A 20,040-nucleotide genomic window follows, 5' to 3' on the forward strand; every position below is an offset into this window, starting at 1 on the left:
TGCATTCTCTATAATGTCTTAATTACGAACAAGCTCTTCACTTAAAGAACAAATATAATTTTACATACAGAGGTAGATAGAAAGACTTTTTAGAGAATTTGTTTTATTCCTAGAACGCTGATTATGTGAATGGAAAGCTCCCTCTGTACTTCTGAAGGAACTTTGAAAGGTTTTGTGATACTTTGATTTTATGTTAGCAAAATATAGTCTTTATTTTGCATATCCTTTATACGTTTTTTATCAACATATAATCTCCTTCCTCCATTTTTATTCTGCATCTATATCAACTAAAAAAGTTCCCCTCACTAGAAATTCAAAAAGATATTAAAATTTCTTGTTTTACTATAAAAAACGAATTCATCGAGAATTAATTCCTTGCAGTCGTTTGTTACACATCGGCACGATGTATAACTTGAAAAACGTCAATATACCTGTTTTTCAATTTACCCTATATGATATTTTTATACAAGCTGTTACATAGATGAAGAGTCACATTATTACCAATTACCGGAAATGGAATATCATAATTAAATGAACATACAAATGATATTACCGATTTATTTTCTTTTTTCGTTTTCTTCTCGTTGTCTTCTTCTATAAAGAAATTATTGTTTAACCCTTTAAATGCCACTATTCTCATTCTAATTATCTCATAAAAAATATGTTCTGTTTAATAAGTAACGATACAGCTTTCAATAAACCTCAATATTCCGACAATAATGTAGATACAATAATCTTTCTCCTCCCCCTCAGAGATGAGCAGTTAGCTATTGCTAGCTGCCCTTTTTAATTCATGTAATTTCTTCTCAATTTCCTCAATTCGTTTATCTCTAATTTAAACATTATCTCTTAAAAATTCATTTTCTTCTTTTTAAGAAAATTTTTTCTAAATATTTACCACCACTAACATCTGAAGGTATTTGTAAAATAAAAACGAATTCCTATATTTGCAAGATATAAAAATTTCAGGAGGATGTTAAAATGGAAAAAACAATGATGGCAGGAACAACAAACATGATGATATCTATGGAAAAGATGATGTGTGAAATGAAATGTATGAAAATGATGATGAACAATATGATGCAAATGGATGTAGAAATGGATAAAGCTATGATGAATAAAATGCAAGAATGTGATGTAATGATGAATTCTACTATGTCTATGATGAAAGCAATGAAAGAGAAATGTTGTTAATAAACAAAATTGTTTAAATGCGTATATAAGAAAGGCTGGTCTTTTACCAGCCTTTCTTTAACTAACTTTAGGTAAGAAGTTCCCATCCTATTTTACATACAACCTACATTTCAGATATATTTCTTGCAAAATACATTCATGTATAGGAATTGCATCCTTTAGGCATATCAATCATTTCGCAACATTTAAATTCCCTTCTGTTTCATCAGTTGAAGGAACTGTCCAATTTGTGTTTGCTAGCTTGATGGTGATGTGGAACAATCCATTTAAGATTGAGTAAAAAAGAAGAAATTCCTGTCTTTCCTCCTGAAGAGAAATATCGTCATGTGATTACTTCTAATAATCAGGTACCCAAATAGTTATTTAAAAAAATCTACTTCAAGAAGGAGTTGACTGTAAAAGAATTGTGAGCTACTCCAGTTTAGATTGGCACATTTCGAAAAGAAGTTTGTAGAGAAGGACACTATTGATGACGAGTATGCTCAAAACTTGTTCGATCGGATGAATGTTCTTTGTAGCATGATCCATTTTGGAATTGTCCAGTAAAGAGGATGTATAAGCCATTTCACTCACCAGTTATAATGAAAGGAGCAAACGAATGAAAAAAATTACTCTTGGCGATTTAAACTCACCGGAAACTATGCGCGATCCCATTGTGTACTATAAACCTTTCTTCGAACAACAAGAGCCCCTCTTTCGTCTGGATGACTTTTACGGTATGGGAGGAGCATGGATCGCATTACGCTATGACGATGTTGTTACCATATTGAAAGATCCGCGTTTTCTCAAAGATTTACGAAAATTCGAACCACCCCAAGATAAACAGGAATTCATTGAGGAAAATACATCTGTGAGCAAGCTGTTTGAATGGATGATGAATATGCCGAATATGCTTACGGTCGATCCGCCTGATCATACCCGCTTACGCCGGTTGGTCTCTAAAGCCTTTACTCCGCGTATAATCGAGAATCTTCATCCCCGTATTCAGCAGATTGCCGACGAATTGTTGGATGCTGTGAAGGAAAAAGGAAAAATGGATATTATTGCAGATTTTGCCTACCCTCTGCCCATTATTGTTATTTCAGAGATGCTTGGAATCCCCGTTACTGATCGAAACCAATTTCGTGACTGGACACATAAGCTCATGACCGCTGCTATGGATCCTCGTCAGGGGGCTGCAGTTACTGCAACACTCGAAAAGTTTATTCATTACATCGAAACATTACTGGCGGAAAAGCGCGTAAATCCTAGCGATGATCTGATGAGCGCTCTGGTCCAAGCACAAGAGAAAGAAGACAAGTTGAGTAAGAACGAGCTTCTTTCGACGATTTGGCTTCTCATTATTGCTGGACATGAGACAACAGTTAATCTCATCGGTAATGGCGTACTGGCGTTACTGCAACATCCCGAACAAATGGATCTGCTACGGGACAATCCTTCCATGCTTTCCTCTGCTGTCGACGAGCTGTTGCGCTATGCTGGCCCGATCATGATTGGTAACCGCTTTGCAGGTGAAGATATCACAATACATGGAAAAATAATCCACAAAGGCGAAATGGTACTGTTTTCCCTAGCAGCTGCCAACATTGATCCGCAAAAATTCTCTAATCCCGAAGCATTAGATATTACACGTGAGGAAAATGATCATCTAGCTTTCGGCAATGGTATCCATCGCTGTTTGGGTGCTCCATTGGCACGCTTGGAAGGACAGATTGCATTTGGCACATTGCTGCAACGTCTACCTAATCTGCGCCTAGCAACTAAACCCGAACAACTGGTTTATAATTATAGTAAATTCCGTTCTCTTGCAACTCTACCAGTAGTTTTCTAACCCTTTTCTGCCCATAATGACCGAAATCACTTAAAAAATAGGCTTCGGCTTCGCCTAACAAAATTTCATCACCTACTTTCATTGGGCTATCACGCCTTCACGTTTAGAAATGGGTGATGAATTTCGGAAAAATGTTAAAGTTACCAAAACCAGAAGATTAAAAAAACTGAATTATACCTCCTAAAGAGTCCAAGACTTTCCCCTATTACGTTAAAGTACAATAAGGAAATTCCTTCTCTGTCATTTATAGAGTACCTTCCTAGTTTACAGTGTATATTGCTTTTTAATATTCTCTGATATTGATTGTAAAATGTTGTTTAAATCTTACATCAATAGCCCTTTTCTCTTTCACACACTGAATATAGAGTGTACGAAAGAGAAAAGACTCGTTCCACAAACTCCATATTAACATCAAACACGTATCCTTCATTATAAGAAAGACTTAATTCAACTGTATTTTCATAAATTGACATAATCATTATTAATTTAAATCCTAAGTGATCCATTTTATGATCCAGATACACGCCTGCACCTTCAATCAAAAAGTCTTCTGGTTCACTTTCGAATTGCTCTAATAGTTCGGATTCATCACCTTTAAATACGATTCTGACAATCTCTCTTTGTTCACATAAAGTTCGATTATTTTATATAATCGAATACCCTATAATTATGATAAAATGATTTTAAACCTGTTATACCAAGACTCCTGGAAAACTAGGAGTCTTGGTTATGTAACTACCATGATTTGAAAATACAATAGAAATTTACGAATCAAAAACCAACATTACAGAGTTTGCATCAGGAGGTATATAATGAAAAAATTATATTATGCATCGTTCGTATATTTAGTTATCGGTTTATTATCTGGTGTATTCGCTAGAGAATATGCAAAATCAAAGGGCATTCTAGGGTCCACTCTGCTGAACCTTTTACACACACATACGCTCGTACTTGGATTTTTATTTTTCCTAATTGCCCTAGCATTAGCAAAATCATTTGCATTTCATAAAGTGAAGGGTTTTAATATGTGGTTCATCGTCCATAATATTGGATTAATTTTAACACTTTCTTCACTGGCAACTCGTGGACTTCTTCAGCTAAATGGAGCTGATTTCAAAGGATTAACCTATATAATCGGACTCTCCCATTCTCTCATCGGCCTTACCCTTATTTGGTTTATGATGCTATTAAAAAAATCATATAAAATGTAGTGTGTAATAAAGCTTCAGCAAAAACAAAAAAGAATCTCATATTACTTATGAGACTCTTTTTTCTACATTAAACAGATTCTATAACCTTAGCATTATAAATAAACATTCGACTTACTATCGTCATCACAATTACAAGGATAAGAAAATATAGAGGCATAACAAGCAAAGAACCTGTATGCAATTGACTCATTCCCCAAATCGTAACGGTAATGATGATATAAAATCTTAGATATTTAGAGCTTTCTTTCGCTACGGAACTGGAGGGGCCATGATAGAAATACGGTCATAATACATCAAAAAGAACACCTCAATTGCTTCATGTTAATACCTATAGGAGGGTATGAATTAACATTTATTTTTCATTACTTCTCTTTACAAAGATTAACATATATTATATGTTTCATTTTCCTATATTACAAAGTTAAAGAACAACATATTCCGTCTCAATACATAGATTGATAAAATTGCTTTTTTGCCCCCCCCCTCATCATAGGCATAAATTCCTGTACCCGCTAATTTTAACTGTCTTTCTTCTGTACTAATCTTAGTAACATCCTTCTTTTTATGATCATAAACACCCTCGCTGGCTAACTCCAGTTTCCCTACATCAGAACGGATTTTAGTCATTCCTACTCTCTCCCCTCATTAAATTTATTTTTAGAGTCTAAATACTCCTTTTTTCCATCTTTATCATTATATTGTTTAGGTGAAAAGCTTACAGTGTAATTTTCTCGATATGATAACAACTGATCCTGAACTTTCTTTTTATAATTGATATCCAAATCCATATCCACAATTCTATTAGGCTCATTAGGTGAATTTAGCTTCATTTCTAGTTCTGCTGATATAAATTCATCATAATCCAAGTGTAGTTTCGGTTTTACAATTTTATCAAATTGTTGTTTATTAAACTTAAACCTAACCAGTACAGGCTCATCCAGTCCTCTTCTTGTATCTTCAGGTGTAACTTTCGCAAGCCCTTTTAAATCTGTAAAAAAGAAAGTAACTAAAGATACATCTACATTAGGTGTAGAAAACTGAATATTCTTATTGGAATAACTTATGTTTGTTGTATACACATCTTCTTCTTTTTTATCCGTTGTACCCCTTATATGTTCTCCAGAGTAATGTATTGTGTACGTACTCTTAGACTGCGAAGTTACACCATAAAACGAATGATCTCTTATCGAAAAAGTTCCTTCCGTGACTTGATCTATTCTTGCTTCATCCCTTTCCTCTTCCACCTTCGGATACTCTAGAATTCTATAAACACCCACTGATACATAAGCATACCCATCATCACTTGCAGCCATGACAGTCTTCATATCACCTTCATCCAGTGCTTTGGCAATATCCTTATACGCAACCTTGCATCCTGTAAGTGTTAAACATGTTCCTAGTAATACACTTATGAAACCCATTTTTACTCTTTTTTTCATACAGTCACCTCGTTCGTTACTCTTGGCATTTTAAGTTTAGTTATATTTCCTTTTACCCTGCGACATAAAAGTTCCAACTTGATGAACGCGCGACACAAATAATTAAGGATTATTGAAAATTCTTTAAAAGTATCCTTTCAAAAAATCCCTTTGTATCATCATGATTTAAAACCCCCAATAAATTAGGTGTTTCAAAGAATTCCACATGACTTATTTCATTATCTTTTGGATGTAAATCTGTTCTGTCACCTATATATTCTACATAAAACATAGTGGTTTCTTGTTTTTCATATCCGACATTCGATTGGACTTCTTTAGGGAAAACAAAACAAATCTTGTCTTTGAATTGTTTAATAACCCTAAACTCTTTGGAACCAGTTTCCTCTCCAAGTTCTCTCAAAATAGCACTTGTTAAGTCATCATCTGAATGTTTTACTCCTCCTTTTGGAAAGTCCCATTCACCCTTTGACATAGTATGTTCTTCTGCTATATCGCTAATTTTCACCTTATGTACCAATAAGAACTCATTATGTTGGAATACGATTGCACCTACAGCTTGCCTAATCATTCTACTGTACCCCCTAGAATCTTATTATGAATGTTATTTGGATTTTTAGCCCATTCCAACATTAATTCTCTTTGCTTAACGGCTAAATCTTCAAATGGTTCACTAATGTGCTCAATATTGTTAAAGCGTTTTTCAAAAACACGAGTACTATTAATCTTGAGATACCCACCAAATCCCTTGTCATCATTTAAAATCCATACTACTCTTGTAAAATGAGAAAAAAGTATAGCTCCGGTACACATCGGGCATGGTTCTAGTGTTGTATATAATGTAATAGGTAGTCTGTTTTCTTTAGCAAGTATGAGCTTCTTTCCTGCTGTTCTGATAGCATCAATTTCAGCATGAGCGGAAGCATCATCCTGAGTATGTACCCTGTTTCGTCCCTTACCTAATATTCCATTGTTTCGCCCAACAATAATAGCACCTACTGGATATGTGTTCTCTTTCATTGCTTTTTTCGCTTCTTCTAAAGCCATTTCTAAAAACAAACGATCCATTTCTCTCACCAAAACAAATTCCCCCTTTTAAATTCAATTCTATCAAAGAAAAGTAATAAAAATATGATGAACAACACACGAAATTAACATTAAATGTAATTATTTGAAGTAAGAATGAAAAAATCTAATTTATTTATAAATAAATTAGATTTTCAATCATATAAATAAAATCTTAGAATTAATTAAAAAGATAAAGACTACAAGTAGAAATTCATTCACGCGAGTCTTTATCTGTCCACAAAAAGAGTTGGTACTTTTGTATCGTAAGTTGGGAACTTTGTGTCCTGAAATGGGAGTTGGTATTTTTGTGTCGTAAGAGTAGGGAGATTTGTGTCGCTGGACAGTAAGAGCAGTGTGAAAAAAGGAATCTCATAACACTAACTTTGTTATTAGTTTACGTAACACCACTTGTCAGTAGTTAATCTATCTAGAAACCTAGAAAAAGTCGCTTCAAATCTTTGAAGCGACTTTTCGTTCACATAATTTGTATCATCCGTAGTTCTTAAGTGATATTAATATAATGTTGAGTTGAAATAAAGTTGTACTGTTTATAAAAAGTTAAACTGTTTGTAAAAAAGACGAATCATAAAATGGTTTTTATTGTATTTTTTTGAACGGTCGTGCTAAAACATAACCATGAGTATAAAAAATAAAACAAACAACCAAAAAGAAATGTCATTTATTGAAAAAGCCCGTAGAACTCAGATTGTGGAATGTACGATTGATACACTTGCTGAAGTGGGTTATGCACAAGCCTCTTTAGGACAAATCGCTAAACGCGCAAAAATAAGTAAAGGGGTTATTTCTTATCACTTTACAAACAAAGAGAAACTTCTGGAGCAAGTTATAACTGATTATTATATAGCTTGCCAGTCCTTTATTTGTTCGCAAATTGAAGCTCAAACGCCCCCAAAAGGAATACTCCAAACGTATATTAAATCTAATCTGAAATTTATTGATGAACATCGTAAGCATGTATTCGCTGTTATAGAAGTTGTTTCAAATGAAAGAACAGATGAAGGGAAACTTCGGTTTGCAGCAGACTATGATGAAACCATTTTTCTTCCCATTGAAAATATTCTACGTTTAGGGATACAAGAAGGAGTGTTTCGAGATTTTTCTGAAACGTCTTTAAGGGTGATGACGTTAACAATCAGGCATGCCATAGACGGATTTAGCCTAGAGCTAATGAGAAATCCCGATCTTAACGTTAAAGATTACACTGAAGAACTTATCACAATCTTTGAGTGGGCAACTCAAAAGTAACATATCACCCTAATAAGGGAGGAAGTACATGATATTTTATGAGGTTATTTGTTTTTGTTGTAAAAAAGTATTTCGGGTATATGAAGGAACTGAAAAATATAAGCAATTTAAGAAAAATCCGAAAAGGAAATATTGCTGTGACGAATGCGGTCATAAAATAAAACTTGAAGCAATAAAACATTTTTTTAGATAGTGGTACTATCTACTACTCACTTTTGCTAGTAGATAATGTCCAACATAAACTATTCTAAAATGGTTAAACTTTTTTATAAAACGGAAGGTTCATCCAAGAAGAAAAGACACTATTTTAATTAATCGTTTTTCAAAATGGTGTCTTTATGTTTCTCACTAAATAAGGATTTTCGCTGTACAGAAATGGGTTAATAGTGTTGCAATAATCTTTTTTCTATTTTGCTACAAATATCGTAGGATTATCGGAAATTAATTTGCAACATAATATACGCAACGTTTTTATTAAGTCTATTTTGGGGGTCTGTGTAGCAATGGAACCAAATCACTCAATAAGTATTAGCGGACATTATCCGTGCACAAAAAAAGAAGGCTCTTCAATTTGGAAGACCTTCCTTTTTAAAGATTCATAAATAATCTACATAGTTTATCATATCTGACAAAGGAATTATAAATGTAACTTTAGTTCCTATATTCACCTTAGAGTCAATCGTAATTTTTATGCCTAGCTTGGAACAAAGCTTTTCACATAGATACAAGCCCATACCTGTACTTTTACTAAATCTTCTACCATTTTCACCTGTAAATCCTTTTTCAAACACTCTATTTATATCTTTATCTACGATCCCTACTCCATTATCTTCTATAGTTAACATGACTGAGTTGCCTTTCTTAACTGAATATATGCTGATCATGGGCGTTTCACTGTTTGCATATTTTACAGCGTTCCCTATTATCTGATTGAGCATAAACTCGAGCCATTTTCCATCACTATATACAATTTCATTGATATCTTTTATATCTAGTTTGATTTTCTTATGAATGAAATCCCTATAATTTCTTTTCACGACATTCCTTACTGCATCATTAAGATGAATGGGTTTAATAATGTAGTCTTTGCTTACATTGTTACTTCGGGAATAATACAACACCTGTTCTACAAACCCCTCAATCCTATCGATCTGGAGGTCTATTTTATTCGTTAATTCATTTTGATTATTTTCAATAATTAGCTTTGTAGAAGCAATTGGGGTTTTAATCTCATGTACCCATGTTTCTATATACTCCCTATAGTCTGCCTGCATATCTTTGTAGTATTTCACATTCTCATGCATATCTCTACTTACCGGCTTCAGTATATGGTTTAGTTTTTCCCCATGGATAAAATGAGCTTCCTTTATTACTTCTGGAAGTAGGTATTTCTTATCTAAACTTTCTAATATGCTGTCAACTTCATCATAATATACTTTAGCCTGTATACACTCTAAAGCCATATACGAAAATAAGGGCAAAAACCAAATACAAAACACAAAGAATATGAGAAGGGCATGAAAATCCATCATAACCATCACAGCTAATAATATAAGAAATAGCAGCAGATTAGATATAATTACTACCACTTTGTCTTTAATAAATTCACCTATACTCATGGCATGATATACCCCAATCCCCTTCTTGTTTCGATTGGATTTTCGATGCCAATCTCCTCAAGCTTTTTTCGTAATCTAGTAATATTCACAGTTAAAGTACTGTCATCTACAAAATAATCTGATTTCCACAAGTGTTCCATAAGGAACTCCCTTTTTACGATATTTCCCTTATTGTTTATTAAATAGGAAAGGATTTTCACTTCATTTTTCGTTAACTCTATCGCTTGGTTTTTATACATAACGCTTGCATTGGAAAGATTTAAATGGAAATCCATGTAACTTAACATATTACTCGCCTTCGAGCTTCCATATGTTCTTTTCAAGATATTTGTTATCCTTGCTAATAATATTTCTGTATTATAGGGCTTTGTAATAAAATCATCTGCACCTAAGTTCATACTCATTAATTCATCTACTTCATTATCCCTACTTGTAACTATTATAATTGGAACATCTGAATTTTTACGTATTTCTCTACATATATAATATCCATCGAACACAGGAAGATTTATGTCTAGCAATATAAGGTCTGCATTTTCGTTTTCAACATACTGCATGATATTATTATAATCTATAGGAGCTTTTACATCGTATCCATATCTTTGTAAAAAGTTTTGCAATTCTTCTCTGATCACTGCATCATCTTCAATAATCATAATTTTCTTCATAAAATTCCCCCTTCGATCTATTTCACCTTCCATTATATTATCCCTTATATTTTATATAAATATACAGCTATATTTAACTACTAAATATGAAAGTACATATTTAGTTTTATCAGGAATTTTCACCTGTTAAATTCTTGATTATGTCAAAGAGGTACCTACTTTTCAGTAAATACCTCTTTACATGAATACTTATTTATTATTTAACATTTAACTTTTCTTTCACTTTTTCAGGTAATTGTTCCGCTGTTACCTCTTTATATGAGTTTATATCATTTGAATCCTTATTCAAGGGTTTAAATACATCAACAGCAAGATATGCATTTACTTTCAGCTTTTTTTTAGCCCAAAATTTCACAGGAACCTCATTTCCGTTTTTATCATATGCCATTAGATTATAATCAACGAATCCCGTCGAAGGGTTCACAATTCCTGATTTACTATTTTCTGTTATTTTAACGTAACACTTTTCATACTTCAGTTTATTATAACCGTACCACCCTCCAACTGCTGCGAATAATAGTCCACTTAAAATACTTAAAACAATTAGCGTTTTTTTCAAAATAATCACCTTTTACTTCTATTATTTTTACTGCTGAATTTTACTAAAACCTTGTCTACAATCAATCTCTTTATAAATTACTCTTAACAATATTTTTATATCCTATATATGTTGTAAAGAAATATCCTACATACACTATAATAAATATGAAAGCGGTCATTAGCGCTGGAAGGGTAATATCTAGTTGATACACATTACTTATCGTTTCACTCATCATCTTAATTCCCACCACTGAGTGAATCAATGCAAGAATAACCGGAAGACTAAAATATATGCAAGTTTGCATAAAAATTGTTTTGTTAATCATTCTTTCGTTTGCACCAATTCTCTTTAAGGCTTTATATCTTTCTATACTATCACTGGCCTCTGATAATTGTTGAAGAGCTAATACAGCCATGCTAGTAATTAAGAACACGATTCCAATATATATTCCGATATACAGCACCATAACTGTGAACCCCTTGGATTCTGAGTATGTTTGATCCTTTGATACCCCCTGTGGCATACCTCTATCCCGATATCCAGCCATAAAAAAGTCATGGTCGATTTCATCATATTTTTTATTATATTCTTCTCTGTTTTTATCTAAATAATTTACATTAAATACTGACATACGAATCTTATAACCTGATAAAAATTCATCATTTATAATGATTGTACATACATTATCTGTAAAACCACTAGTAGTATGAAGATTTTCTTCTATAACTTTAGTTTGTTTTACCGAATATTCTTTTCCTTTAATATTAAGTTTATTACTGTCTTTCAACTTTTTATTAATTGGTTTAATTACTGGACCTTTATCTGATGAGATTAAAACCTCATCCTTATTTAAATTTATTTCTTTTTCACCCTTTAATTGGAGAATTTTATTATAATCAGATACCTTAACAAAGCTTACGTTAAATGGTTGAAGCTTTTTATCTCGAGATTTCAACAATTCTCCTACGCTTAACTCTGCATCATATTCATTGTAAACTATATATTTTTCATTTTTACTTATTTTAGATTTAATCTTATTTAACGTATCTTCATGGTTATTTTGACTAACATTGTACAACCTTACGCTAGCATCAAAAGGCGTTACTTGTTCAAGTCCTTCTTCAGTAGCTTGTTTAAAACTTATTCCAGTAGACAATATCCCTATTGTAAGAAATAACATTAAACAAATGAGAGACATGGATAAAAAATTCGTATTCACCTTACTATTTATTTGTTTAATTATAAAAATATTTAACTCTTTTAAATATACCTTTTTATTTTTCTTTACTATATACAAGATGAATCCAGATAAACTAAAGAAAAATAATACTGTACCTAAAATTCCAAGGATTATTGCTAGCAGGAACATAGAATTATCTATCCTGAAGCCTATTTTCAGTATTGTTTTATATGCATAGCCAAGCGAGATCACGCATAAAATAAATACTATTAGATGTATAATAGGATTTTTAAATTTTACCTCTTCATTTTTCTTACTTGCTGTTAACAAATCGATGATCTTGTATTTAGAAATAACAAATACATTAAGGATTATAACAAGTAAGAACATGATACCAAAGTACAATATAGTCTTACCTATAGCACCTGTCGAAACCACGAATTTATATTCATTCATCGGTAAATCGAATAGCTTTAAAGTCAAGCTAGATAAGGCTTGTGATGCTGCAATCCCTAGTATAAGTCCGCTAATTAAAGATATAGCTCCAACTATTATGGTCTCTGTTACTAATATGCTAGATATTCTTCTTTTTCCCATACCTAAGGTCATATAAATTCCTAATTCTTTTTTACGTTTCTTTATTAAAAAATTACTCGCATATAATATAAGACTTCCTAATATGATGGATACAAATACTGATATACCAGCCAATGCACGAGTTAATGTTTCTATATATGATGAACCTGTAAACTTCAGTTCAGTAAGCGCCTTTTGTGACTCTATTGAATTAAAGCTATAAAATATACAAACAGCTAATGTTAGTGTTAAGAAATATATAGCATAATCCTTAAAACTCTTCTTTACATTACTTACGGCAATCTTAGAGTACATTATTATCATCACCTCCAAGCAGTGTGATCACTTCGATAATTTTATTAAAGAATTCTTTTCGAGAATCATTTCCTCTTACTAACTCATTAAAGATTTTCCCATCTTTAATAAAAAGGATTCTACGAGCATAGCTAGCTGTAAAGGCATCATGCGTAACCATAAGAATTGTTGTCTTTAAATCTTTATTTAGACTCTCAAATCTTTCCAGTAATAATCTAGATGATTTAGAATCCAACGCTCCGGTTGGTTCATCCGCAAGGACTAAGGATGGATCTGTCACGATCGCTCTTGCTGACGCAACCCTTTGTTTTTGTCCACCTGACATCTGATAAGGATATTTGTTTAAAACTTCTTCAATCTCTAAATACTTTGCTACTGCTTTTATTTTCCCATCTATTTCTGAACTTTTTTCACCTTTAATTGTTAACGCTAAAGCAATATTTTCATATGCTGTAAGAGTATCTAATAGGTTAAAATCCTGAAATATAAAGCCTAACTCATTTCGTCTAAATGTATCTAATGCTTTTGACTTTAACCTAGTAATGTCACTATTATTAATGATGATTTTTCCTGTTGTAATATGATCGATTGTTGAAATACAGTTAAGAAGTGTCGTTTTACCACTTCCTGAAGGTCCCATGATTCCAACGAATTCTCCTTCATCTACTTTAAAGCTGATATTATCAATTGCCTTTGTTACGTTATCTTTATTTCCATAATACTTTTCAATTTTTTCAACACTTAATATGGTTTTCATTTGTAGCACTCCTTTTGGTAACACTCCTGTTTTGACTTCGTCTTATGTAACTAATTTTATCCGGTTATATTTGTAGTATCGATGGAACTACATTACATTAACATTACATTTTCGTAATGTTTCACAAAAGAAACCCTCGACTCATGAATAAGCCAAGGGAAAAATACTGAAAGAGAATTTTGTTTTAGGCACAGTTCCTAAGTAGAAGCTGGATTTGAGTTAATATTTTAGACACAAAAAAGTTAAATCTATGCTACTTTTTTAGCCATATCTTCTATTGGAGGTGCACTACATCCCTTAACGTACAGGAAATTGGCCTTTTCTTTATAAAATTTTGCTTAGCGTACGAAATTCGCGTTTTGTTGGTGCTACCCCATCGCCATCGAGCTAAGGTTTTGAAGTACCCCTTAAATGAAAATTTTCTTTCTCTACAGTTAGTTATTTTGAGAAATCAGCTCATTTTTTTGTTTTTGGGGTGTTTACTTTTCTTAAGTTGATGGGCATAAAAATTGTACGTTTAGACACATTTTAGACACAAAATAACCGGTTCCCTGTACGCTAAGGAATCGGTTATTTATTTTACTACTTTTTTATGGAGTTTTTGTCTCGTAATGGTCTTAAATTATCGAAATTTGTTTTTTGATTTAAGTTCCACACATAATCACCTGTCAATGTAATATGTTCCCAACCAAGTGGAGATATATGTTGTAAATATTCTTCTGGAATGTCCACTCCTTTTGCACGCAAAGCCTAATCGATTGGCCGCTCCACGTTGTTTATTTATAAGTTGCAATTCTTCATCAGCTATTGTGTAGTAGCGTAGAATTTCTCTTTCTTCCATATATTCAGGAATTCCATAGAAACCTTCTCTTTGTGATGTAGTTAGAAGTTCTCTCGTTTTCAAATTCTTATTCTCCTTTGCACATTATTTTATTAGAAACTAACGGTTTTCTTGTTTAGAAAGAGATAGTCCCAAGTGGAGCATGAAACATTTCTTTTGGATAGATGCAAACAACACATTCTAATCTAATTTTCTTTATCAATTTTCTCAATCGGATTATGATGAGCATTGAACGGACATTAATTTCTTGCTCAGAGTTAATACTGTAATTGAAAAGAATTTAAAGATTCTATCTCGAAAAAAAGCAAGAAATGTCAAGAGATATAACATGCTGTGTGCTACATTTAATTGCGAAAGGAATATCGTTGATGAGCAATAGATCGAATAGGAATGTAGAAATTGTAATTCCAATACTTGTTTACATTCAAGCCAATTTACATGAGGACTTAGATTTAAAGGTTGTTGCCAAAAAGGCAGGATTATCACCATTCCATTTCCATAGAATGTTTAAGAATGTGGTAGGAGAAACATTAAAACAATATGTTCTTCGAATTAAGTTAGAAAAAGCAGCATTTGCTTTGAAATATTGGGACGAAAAAATTCTTTCTATATCCAATGAATTGGGATTCAAGAATCCAGAATCATTCACAAGAGCGTTTAAGAGAGAATTTCAATATACTCCAAAAGATTATAGACAACAATTTCGTAAAGGGGAATTGAGTTTGGAAGAAAGACAATCTTTTCTGAATCAAATGACAAATGTATTTGAAATATCACCCGTAACACTGAAACATGTAAGTCCAATTGATGTTGCTTTTATACGAAACACCGGTCTGTACGAAGATGTGGATACGAGACTATTTCATAAACTGATTCAATGGGCAAAAGACAAAAAAATCTATCGGAATGATTGTTTTTTATTAGGAGTTGGTCATGATGCGCCTACTATTACACCAAAAGAATTACTACGATTTGATTGCTGCATAGAAGTCGATCAACCTTTTCATTCAGAAGGAAAAATTAGTTACCAACGATTAGAAGGTGGACAGTTTGCGACTGTTACGTATGTAGGGCCTTATGGGATGAATATGAAACACGCTTACCAAAAATTATATCAAGAAATTCAACATAATAAAAACATTGAGTTTGTGGGGCTCCCTGTAGTAGAGATTTACAGGACAACAACAATCAACCCATCATACAAATTAAATCAAACGGATATTTATGTACCGATTAGAGTGAAATAAGGAGGAATTAGGGGATGTTAATTACATTTCATATGGATATTCAAGCACCTATTGAAAAAGCTTTTTCATATTTAGAAGATCCAGAAAAACAAATGAAGTGGATTCAGGGATTGGAAGGAACAGAAAATATTACAACATTTAATCCAGCTAACCCTGTAGGTACTAAATTTAAACAGCGTCTACGTGAAAGAGGTCGGGTTCAAGAGTACGAAGGTGAAGTGATTGCGTACAAAAAAAATAGTCTCTTAGGAATCCAGCTGCATCTTCCAGCGTTTTTAATTGAAGTCAAATATCAGCTTGAAGTACTAACTGATAAAAGTTGCAGACTATTTTTGACTGAAAAAATAGAAGCTAAAACTCTATTCAGTAAGTGAATGAATTTGACGATCTAGATTTTGGTCAAAAGTAGATACTTGGGCATAACCAATAATCATATGTTATCTCCTGTACAACGTATATGATTTTATTGTACCGAAGGTCCATTTTTTGTAATGCAGAAACCCTTATAAATAAAAAGGAGTGCTTTTAATATGTACAAACTCAAAACAACAGAAACTAACAATAGTGTAATTGAATTTATTGAAAGTGTTGAAAGTCTTAAAAAACGAGAAAACGCATATCAATTATTAGATATATTTACTGAAACAACAGGCTATACAGCAAAGATGTGGGGACCGAGCATTATCGGCTTTGGTACATACCATTATAAATATGCATCCGGTCATGAGGGAGATGCCCCATTAGTAGGCTTTTCCCCCAGAAAAGCTAAAATTAGTCTATATTTTGCAGTTGGTGACCCTAGGCGAGAAGAACTATTAAAAAGCTTCGGAAAATACACATCTGGAAAATCGTGTATTTATATTAATAAAATAGCAGACATTGATAGTAATGTTCTAAAAGCGCTAATCAAACAATCTGTAAATTTTTTGAAAGAAGAGTATCCAAATCATTAATGAAATTTATGGAGAAAATTAAGAAACAGGTATTTTGAACACACATTAAAATACCTGTTTTTAGGATAGGATTTGAAGGGAATTTCAGAACATGGTAATCATATTATTCTGATTATGCCTTAGGAAGATTATGAAGGTGCTCTTTTAGGGGTACGGAAACGATTCAAAGAATAACCCGCCACATCAGAAAAAATTTCCAATTTCAGCGGGTGATTTTTATTATACTTTTATAAGATTCCCATAAAAAAACAGCTACCGCCTATAGCGATAGCTGCGCTATTCATTACTTCGCGCTCACAATCTTATAATAAGAACGAACTGTTAAGAAGTAATATCCGATATAAATAACGCTATACACACCGATACTCATTAGTAATGGAATCAGAATTTCATTTGGCATTACTGTCTTTAATCCTTTTAATGCAAATAAGCTGTGGCAGATTCCTACTAATAATGGAATCGCGAAGATAAAGCCTACTTGTTTTGCAATCGCTCTTTTCATTTCTTGTTTTGTAACTCCAACTTTGCGGAGTACTATATAGCGATTACGGTCTGCACTTGCTTCTGTTAATTGTTTGAAGTAAATGATAGAACCTGTTGCTAGTAAGAACACTAGACCTAAGAAGAGACCGATAAACATCATTAACCCTGTTGCTTCCAGCATCTCGTGGAAACCAGTGTAGAAATCATTGAAAGGTTGTTTAAATTCTGTTTCCCCAGTTCCAACTGGCATCGCTTTCCTTAATTTCTCCGTTAGTACTTTACCATTCTTTTCATCTTTTACATCGATATTTTTAACAATATGTGTCTCAGATACTTTTTTTGCACTGTTATATACTTTATCTGGTACAACAACGAATAATTCACCTAAGTTCGTTAGAGTACGCCCTTCAGCACCTTTAATCGTCAATGCCTTTGTTTCATTTCCTATTGGGAATACAGCTTTGTTCCCTTTATATACCGGACTGAATTCATGACCTTCAATATACAAACCATCATATACAAAAGCTTCATCAGCAGCTAAATTTACTGCATCTACATCCATTTTCTTTGCTATTTGATTAAATGCTGATTGCGATATAAGCTGATATTGCTTGGTAATTGAATCCAGTTTATTCCTACCCATATCTACTTTTTTCCCTTCAAACTTCCCTGTCACAGGAACCATTTCTATTTCGAATTGGTTCGTTACAGGATGGCTCTGTTTCTCTTCATCCAAAATCGCATTTACTTTCTGATCAAGTACCGCATCTTTTTTCTCGTAAGAATAACTGTATGGTGCAAAAGATCTCACTTGTTTAAACGTATTGTAATACAGCGTTACAGATGTACCAACTGCTGTTAATGTGACTGCACTTAATATCGCAATTGTCGCAAGTGACTTCGCATTTCCTTTAATACGATATAGTAACTGTGATGTCGTCACTATGTTCATGCTATTATAGAAAGATGATTTATTATGTCTTGCACGTTTCAACACAAATACAGTAAAGAACATAAATAGTAAGTACGTTCCTAATACTGTCGCAAGTAAAATATACAGTGCAACTATCATAAAGTCCGCATACTTAACTGCTTTATCATACATCAGTGATAAGAAATAACCTGAACTAATTAAAAATACTGAGATCAACGCCATAATCACTGACCCTTTTGGCATTTCTTCTCCTTCACGTTCCGCATGGAAAAGCTCAATCAGTTTAAAGCGGTAAATTAAACGATATCCTTGAAGTGATGTGTACAATATAATCACCATAAAGATAATTGCTGTATCAACAATCGCGGACATCGGTACTTCAAAGTGAACATTTAAGTTTAATCCCATCATACTTACTAGTAGTTCAAGGAATAATTTTGAAAGCACACTCCCAATCGCAATTCCAATTACTAATGACATTAATCCCATTAACATATTTTCATAAAACAGCATTTTACCAATTTGTCTTTTACGAATACCTAATAAAGAATATAATCCAACTTCTTTTTTACGCTTTCGTGTAAAGAATCCGTTAGAGTATATAATAAATACCGCTACGAAAATAATAAGCATTACACTTGAAGCTTGGAATCCCCCACTAATTTTCTTGGAGCCTTCCGCGGCTTTTTCCATTTGTGAATTGTACTGAAGTGCCTTAAATGTAAAATACATAACGATGCTAAAGATCATAGATGCAAAGTATAAAAAGTAATCTTTAAAGTTCCGCTGTATGTTGCGGAGAGCAATACTAGATAATGTCATCTGCCATACCCCCAGAAATTGCAGACATTACGTCGACTACTTGTTGGAAGAATTGTTTACGAGTTAATTCTCCGCGGTGTAATTCTTTATATAACTCGCCATCTTTAATGAAGATAACTCGCTTGCAGTAACTTGCTGCAAACGCATCATGCGTTACCATTAAAATGGTTGAATTATCATGTTCATTTAACAACTTCATACTTTCCAATAAATCTGTTGCTGCTTTTGAATCAAGTGCTCCTGTTGGCTCGTCTCCAAAAACCATACTCGGATTCGTAACGATTGCACGTGATGCCGCGCAACGCTGTTTCTGTCCACCAGATACTTGATAGGGGAACTGATTTAAAATATGATCAATACCAAATTTCTTCGCGATTTCAAGAACGCGGCGATCAATTTCACTTGCCTTCACCCTTGATAACGCAAGAGGTAAAGCAATATTCTCTTTCACCGTTAACGTATCTAATAAGTTATAATCTTGGAAAATGAATCCTAAATGATTACGGCGGAATAATGCCAGCTTATCATCATTCATTTTCACAATATCTTTTCCCTCAATTAAAATTTCACCGTTCGTCGCATTATCAATCGTAGAAAGAACATTTAAAAGAGTCGTTTTACCAGACCCAGAAGGTCCCATAATGCCAACAAACTCGCCCTCTTTTACTTGCAAGTTAATACCTTTTAACGCTTCAAATTTATTTCCACCTGTATCGTATACTTTTTTAATTTGTTTCGCCTCTAATACTGTCTTCATTTCTATCCTCATTTCATCTATTCTCTATTTTCATTCTATAATCTCTACTCTTGCCACTATCAATGCTTCCTCCATAACATGCCAGTTTTATAAGGCCTACTAACAGAAGAAGCGTAAATTTAACTTTACGAATGAAAGTACTTTGTTACTATAGCATTGGGAAATCGTACTAACTATTGATTCTTCTTACATAAACATTACAATTATGTAAGGTTAAAAAATCACCCTATATAATTAGGCATAGCATGCCGGATGGGGCTATTTTTTTCCTGAAATTCTATTTGCAAAGTGGTCATATAATGGATTCGGTCCTGTTATAAAGACTTAAAAAGTCTCTTCAG

The 20,040-nt window shown here is 33.0% G+C and carries 19 protein-coding genes and 4 pseudogenes; 8 read left to right on the plus strand and 15 right to left on the minus strand.

Annotated features, from left to right (window positions below; all coding sequences use genetic code 11):
* Positions 1–981: 981 nt before the first annotated feature.
* Both C568_RS0113515 and C568_RS0113520 read left to right on the plus strand, forming a co-directional pair.
* Complete coding sequence (locus tag C568_RS0113515) at positions 982–1,194, plus strand: hypothetical protein (RefSeq protein WP_018781830.1); 213 nt, start codon at positions 982–984, stop codon at positions 1,192–1,194.
* A 598-nt stretch (positions 1,195–1,792) separates the two neighbouring features.
* Positions 1,793–3,025 carry a cytochrome P450 family protein gene (locus C568_RS0113520; protein ID WP_018781831.1) on the plus strand — a complete coding sequence of 411 codons (1,233 nt, stop codon included), beginning with the start codon at positions 1,793–1,795 and terminating at the stop codon, positions 3,023–3,025.
* 283 nt (positions 3,026–3,308) lie between these two features.
* Here C568_RS0113520 and C568_RS36435 read toward each other — a convergent pair.
* A pseudogene (locus C568_RS36435) lies at positions 3,309–3,630 on the minus strand (hypothetical protein).
* Positions 3,631–3,837: 207 nt separating this feature from the next.
* Here C568_RS36435 and C568_RS0113530 point away from each other — a divergent pair.
* Entirely contained in the window at positions 3,838–4,236 is a 399-nt protein-coding gene (locus tag C568_RS0113530; RefSeq protein WP_018781832.1) for a DUF2871 family protein, read from the plus strand.
* Positions 4,237–4,303: 67 nt separating this feature from the next.
* On the opposite strand, the pseudogene C568_RS35415 reads toward C568_RS0113530, so the two are convergent.
* The 5 genes and pseudogenes from C568_RS35415 to C568_RS0113555 form a co-directional block, all read right to left on the minus strand.
* A pseudogene (locus tag C568_RS35415) lies at positions 4,304–4,465 on the minus strand (multidrug effflux MFS transporter); the annotation flags it as partial.
* 179 nt (positions 4,466–4,644) lie between these two features.
* Positions 4,645–4,863, minus strand: coding sequence for a hypothetical protein (locus C568_RS0113535; RefSeq protein WP_018781833.1), 219 nt, complete (start codon positions 4,861–4,863; stop codon positions 4,645–4,647).
* 2 nt (positions 4,864–4,865) lie between these two features.
* Positions 4,866–5,675, minus strand: coding sequence for a DUF3952 domain-containing protein (locus tag C568_RS35420; protein ID WP_018781834.1), 810 nt, complete (start codon positions 5,673–5,675; stop codon positions 4,866–4,868).
* A gap of 109 nt (positions 5,676–5,784) precedes the next feature.
* Positions 5,785–6,243, minus strand: coding sequence for an NUDIX hydrolase (locus C568_RS0113550; RefSeq protein ID WP_018781835.1), 459 nt, complete (start codon positions 6,241–6,243; stop codon positions 5,785–5,787).
* Positions 6,240–6,752: a nucleoside deaminase gene (locus C568_RS0113555; RefSeq protein ID WP_018781836.1), complete on the minus strand. Its 513-nt coding sequence runs from the start codon at positions 6,750–6,752 to the stop codon at positions 6,240–6,242. The genes C568_RS0113550 and C568_RS0113555 overlap by 4 nt, the downstream gene beginning before the upstream one ends.
* A gap of 624 nt (positions 6,753–7,376) precedes the next feature.
* Between C568_RS0113555 and C568_RS0113560 the strand changes: the two genes are divergently transcribed.
* Together C568_RS0113560 and C568_RS32945 are read left to right on the plus strand one after the other, a co-directional pair.
* A complete protein-coding gene (locus C568_RS0113560) occupies positions 7,377–8,006 on the plus strand; it encodes a TetR/AcrR family transcriptional regulator (RefSeq protein ID WP_018781837.1) in 630 nt (209 codons plus the stop codon).
* Between the two features lie 28 nt (positions 8,007–8,034).
* Positions 8,035–8,199, plus strand: a complete 165-nt coding sequence (locus tag C568_RS32945) for a DUF2197 domain-containing protein (protein WP_018781838.1) — start codon at positions 8,035–8,037, stop codon at positions 8,197–8,199.
* A 403-nt stretch (positions 8,200–8,602) separates the two neighbouring features.
* On the opposite strand, the gene C568_RS0113575 is transcribed toward C568_RS32945, so the two are convergent.
* From C568_RS0113575 to C568_RS34250, 6 genes and pseudogenes are all read right to left on the minus strand, one after another.
* Complete coding sequence (locus tag C568_RS0113575; protein ID WP_018781840.1) at positions 8,603–9,625, minus strand: sensor histidine kinase; 1,023 nt, start codon at positions 9,623–9,625, stop codon at positions 8,603–8,605.
* Positions 9,622–10,293, minus strand: coding sequence for a response regulator transcription factor (locus tag C568_RS0113580; protein ID WP_006096809.1), 672 nt, complete (start codon positions 10,291–10,293; stop codon positions 9,622–9,624). The genes C568_RS0113575 and C568_RS0113580 overlap by 4 nt, the downstream gene beginning before the upstream one ends.
* Before the next feature lie 196 nt (positions 10,294–10,489).
* The gene (locus C568_RS0113585) at positions 10,490–10,861 is read right to left on the minus strand and encodes a YxeA family protein (RefSeq protein WP_231398765.1); all 372 of its coding nucleotides are present in this window, start codon (positions 10,859–10,861) and stop codon (positions 10,490–10,492) included.
* 61 nt (positions 10,862–10,922) lie between these two features.
* Positions 10,923–12,905 (minus strand): ABC transporter permease, encoded by a 1,983-nt coding sequence (locus C568_RS0113590; protein WP_018781842.1) that lies wholly within the window; start codon positions 12,903–12,905, stop codon positions 10,923–10,925.
* Complete coding sequence (locus C568_RS0113595; protein WP_018781843.1) at positions 12,895–13,662, minus strand: ABC transporter ATP-binding protein; 768 nt, start codon at positions 13,660–13,662, stop codon at positions 12,895–12,897. Before C568_RS0113595 ends, C568_RS0113590 begins: the two co-directional genes overlap by 11 nt.
* 582 nt (positions 13,663–14,244) lie before the next feature.
* A pseudogene (locus C568_RS34250) lies at positions 14,245–14,412 on the minus strand (Tn3 family transposase); the annotation flags it as partial.
* Between the two features lie 459 nt (positions 14,413–14,871).
* On the opposite strand from C568_RS34250, the gene C568_RS0113605 reads away from it, so the two are divergent.
* Both C568_RS0113605 and C568_RS0113610 read left to right on the plus strand, forming a co-directional pair.
* Positions 14,872–15,750 (plus strand): AraC family transcriptional regulator, encoded by an 879-nt coding sequence (locus tag C568_RS0113605; protein ID WP_018781845.1) that lies wholly within the window; start codon positions 14,872–14,874, stop codon positions 15,748–15,750.
* A gap of 14 nt (positions 15,751–15,764) precedes the next feature.
* Complete coding sequence (locus tag C568_RS0113610) at positions 15,765–16,124, plus strand: SRPBCC family protein (protein ID WP_018781846.1); 360 nt, start codon at positions 15,765–15,767, stop codon at positions 16,122–16,124.
* On the opposite strand, the pseudogene C568_RS35430 reads toward C568_RS0113610, so the two are convergent.
* Positions 16,113–16,184, minus strand: a pseudogene (locus C568_RS35430) (recombinase family protein); the annotation flags it as partial. The gene C568_RS0113610 and the pseudogene C568_RS35430 overlap by 12 nt on opposite strands.
* Before the next feature lie 96 nt (positions 16,185–16,280).
* Here C568_RS35430 and C568_RS0113615 point away from each other — a divergent pair.
* Complete coding sequence (locus C568_RS0113615; RefSeq protein WP_006096817.1) at positions 16,281–16,703, plus strand: DUF1801 domain-containing protein; 423 nt, start codon at positions 16,281–16,283, stop codon at positions 16,701–16,703.
* A 283-nt stretch (positions 16,704–16,986) separates the two neighbouring features.
* On the opposite strand, the gene C568_RS0113620 is transcribed toward C568_RS0113615, so the two are convergent.
* Complete coding sequence (locus tag C568_RS0113620; protein ID WP_018781847.1) at positions 16,987–18,942, minus strand: ABC transporter permease; 1,956 nt, start codon at positions 18,940–18,942, stop codon at positions 16,987–16,989.
* A complete protein-coding gene (locus C568_RS0113625; protein ID WP_018781848.1) occupies positions 18,929–19,699 on the minus strand; it encodes an ABC transporter ATP-binding protein in 771 nt (256 codons plus the stop codon). Before C568_RS0113625 ends, C568_RS0113620 begins: the two co-directional genes overlap by 14 nt.
* Between the last annotated feature and the right edge of the window lie 341 nt (positions 19,700–20,040).

The organism is Bacillus sp. 95MFCvi2.1 (genome assembly GCF_000374965.1).
Lineage (GTDB): Bacteria > Bacillota > Bacilli > Bacillales > Bacillaceae_G > Bacillus_A > Bacillus_A pseudomycoides.

Excerpts from the sequence above, each read along its gene's own strand:
- C568_RS0113550 (WP_018781835.1), bottom strand. The coding sequence starts at position 6,243 with ATGATTAGGCAAGCTGTAGGTGCAATCGTATTCCAACATAATGAGTTC.
- C568_RS0113590 (WP_018781842.1), bottom strand. The coding sequence starts at position 12,905 with ATGTACTCTAAGATTGCCGTAAGTAATGTAAAGAAGAGTTTTAAGGAT.
- C568_RS35420 (WP_018781834.1), bottom strand. The coding sequence starts at position 5,675 with ATGAAAAAAAGAGTAAAAATGGGTTTCATAAGTGTATTACTAGGAACA.
- C568_RS0113580 (WP_006096809.1), bottom strand. The coding sequence starts at position 10,293 with ATGAAGAAAATTATGATTATTGAAGATGATGCAGTGATCAGAGAAGAA.
- C568_RS0113620 (WP_018781847.1), bottom strand. The coding sequence starts at position 18,942 with ATGACATTATCTAGTATTGCTCTCCGCAACATACAGCGGAACTTTAAA.
- C568_RS0113530 (WP_018781832.1), top strand. The coding sequence starts at position 3,838 with ATGAAAAAATTATATTATGCATCGTTCGTATATTTAGTTATCGGTTTA.
- C568_RS0113575 (WP_018781840.1), bottom strand. The coding sequence starts at position 9,625 with ATGAGTATAGGTGAATTTATTAAAGACAAAGTGGTAGTAATTATATCT.
- C568_RS0113520 (WP_018781831.1), top strand. The coding sequence starts at position 1,793 with ATGAAAAAAATTACTCTTGGCGATTTAAACTCACCGGAAACTATGCGC.
- C568_RS0113595 (WP_018781843.1), bottom strand. The coding sequence starts at position 13,662 with ATGAAAACCATATTAAGTGTTGAAAAAATTGAAAAGTATTATGGAAAT.
- C568_RS32945 (WP_018781838.1), top strand. The coding sequence starts at position 8,035 with ATGATATTTTATGAGGTTATTTGTTTTTGTTGTAAAAAAGTATTTCGG.
- C568_RS0113615 (WP_006096817.1), top strand. The coding sequence starts at position 16,281 with ATGTACAAACTCAAAACAACAGAAACTAACAATAGTGTAATTGAATTT.
- C568_RS0113610 (WP_018781846.1), top strand. The coding sequence starts at position 15,765 with ATGTTAATTACATTTCATATGGATATTCAAGCACCTATTGAAAAAGCT.
- C568_RS0113535 (WP_018781833.1), bottom strand. The coding sequence starts at position 4,863 with ATGACTAAAATCCGTTCTGATGTAGGGAAACTGGAGTTAGCCAGCGAG.
- C568_RS0113560 (WP_018781837.1), top strand. The coding sequence starts at position 7,377 with ATGAGTATAAAAAATAAAACAAACAACCAAAAAGAAATGTCATTTATT.
- C568_RS0113625 (WP_018781848.1), bottom strand. The coding sequence starts at position 19,699 with ATGAAGACAGTATTAGAGGCGAAACAAATTAAAAAAGTATACGATACA.
- C568_RS0113515 (WP_018781830.1), top strand. The coding sequence starts at position 982 with ATGGAAAAAACAATGATGGCAGGAACAACAAACATGATGATATCTATG.
- C568_RS0113605 (WP_018781845.1), top strand. The coding sequence starts at position 14,872 with ATGAGCAATAGATCGAATAGGAATGTAGAAATTGTAATTCCAATACTT.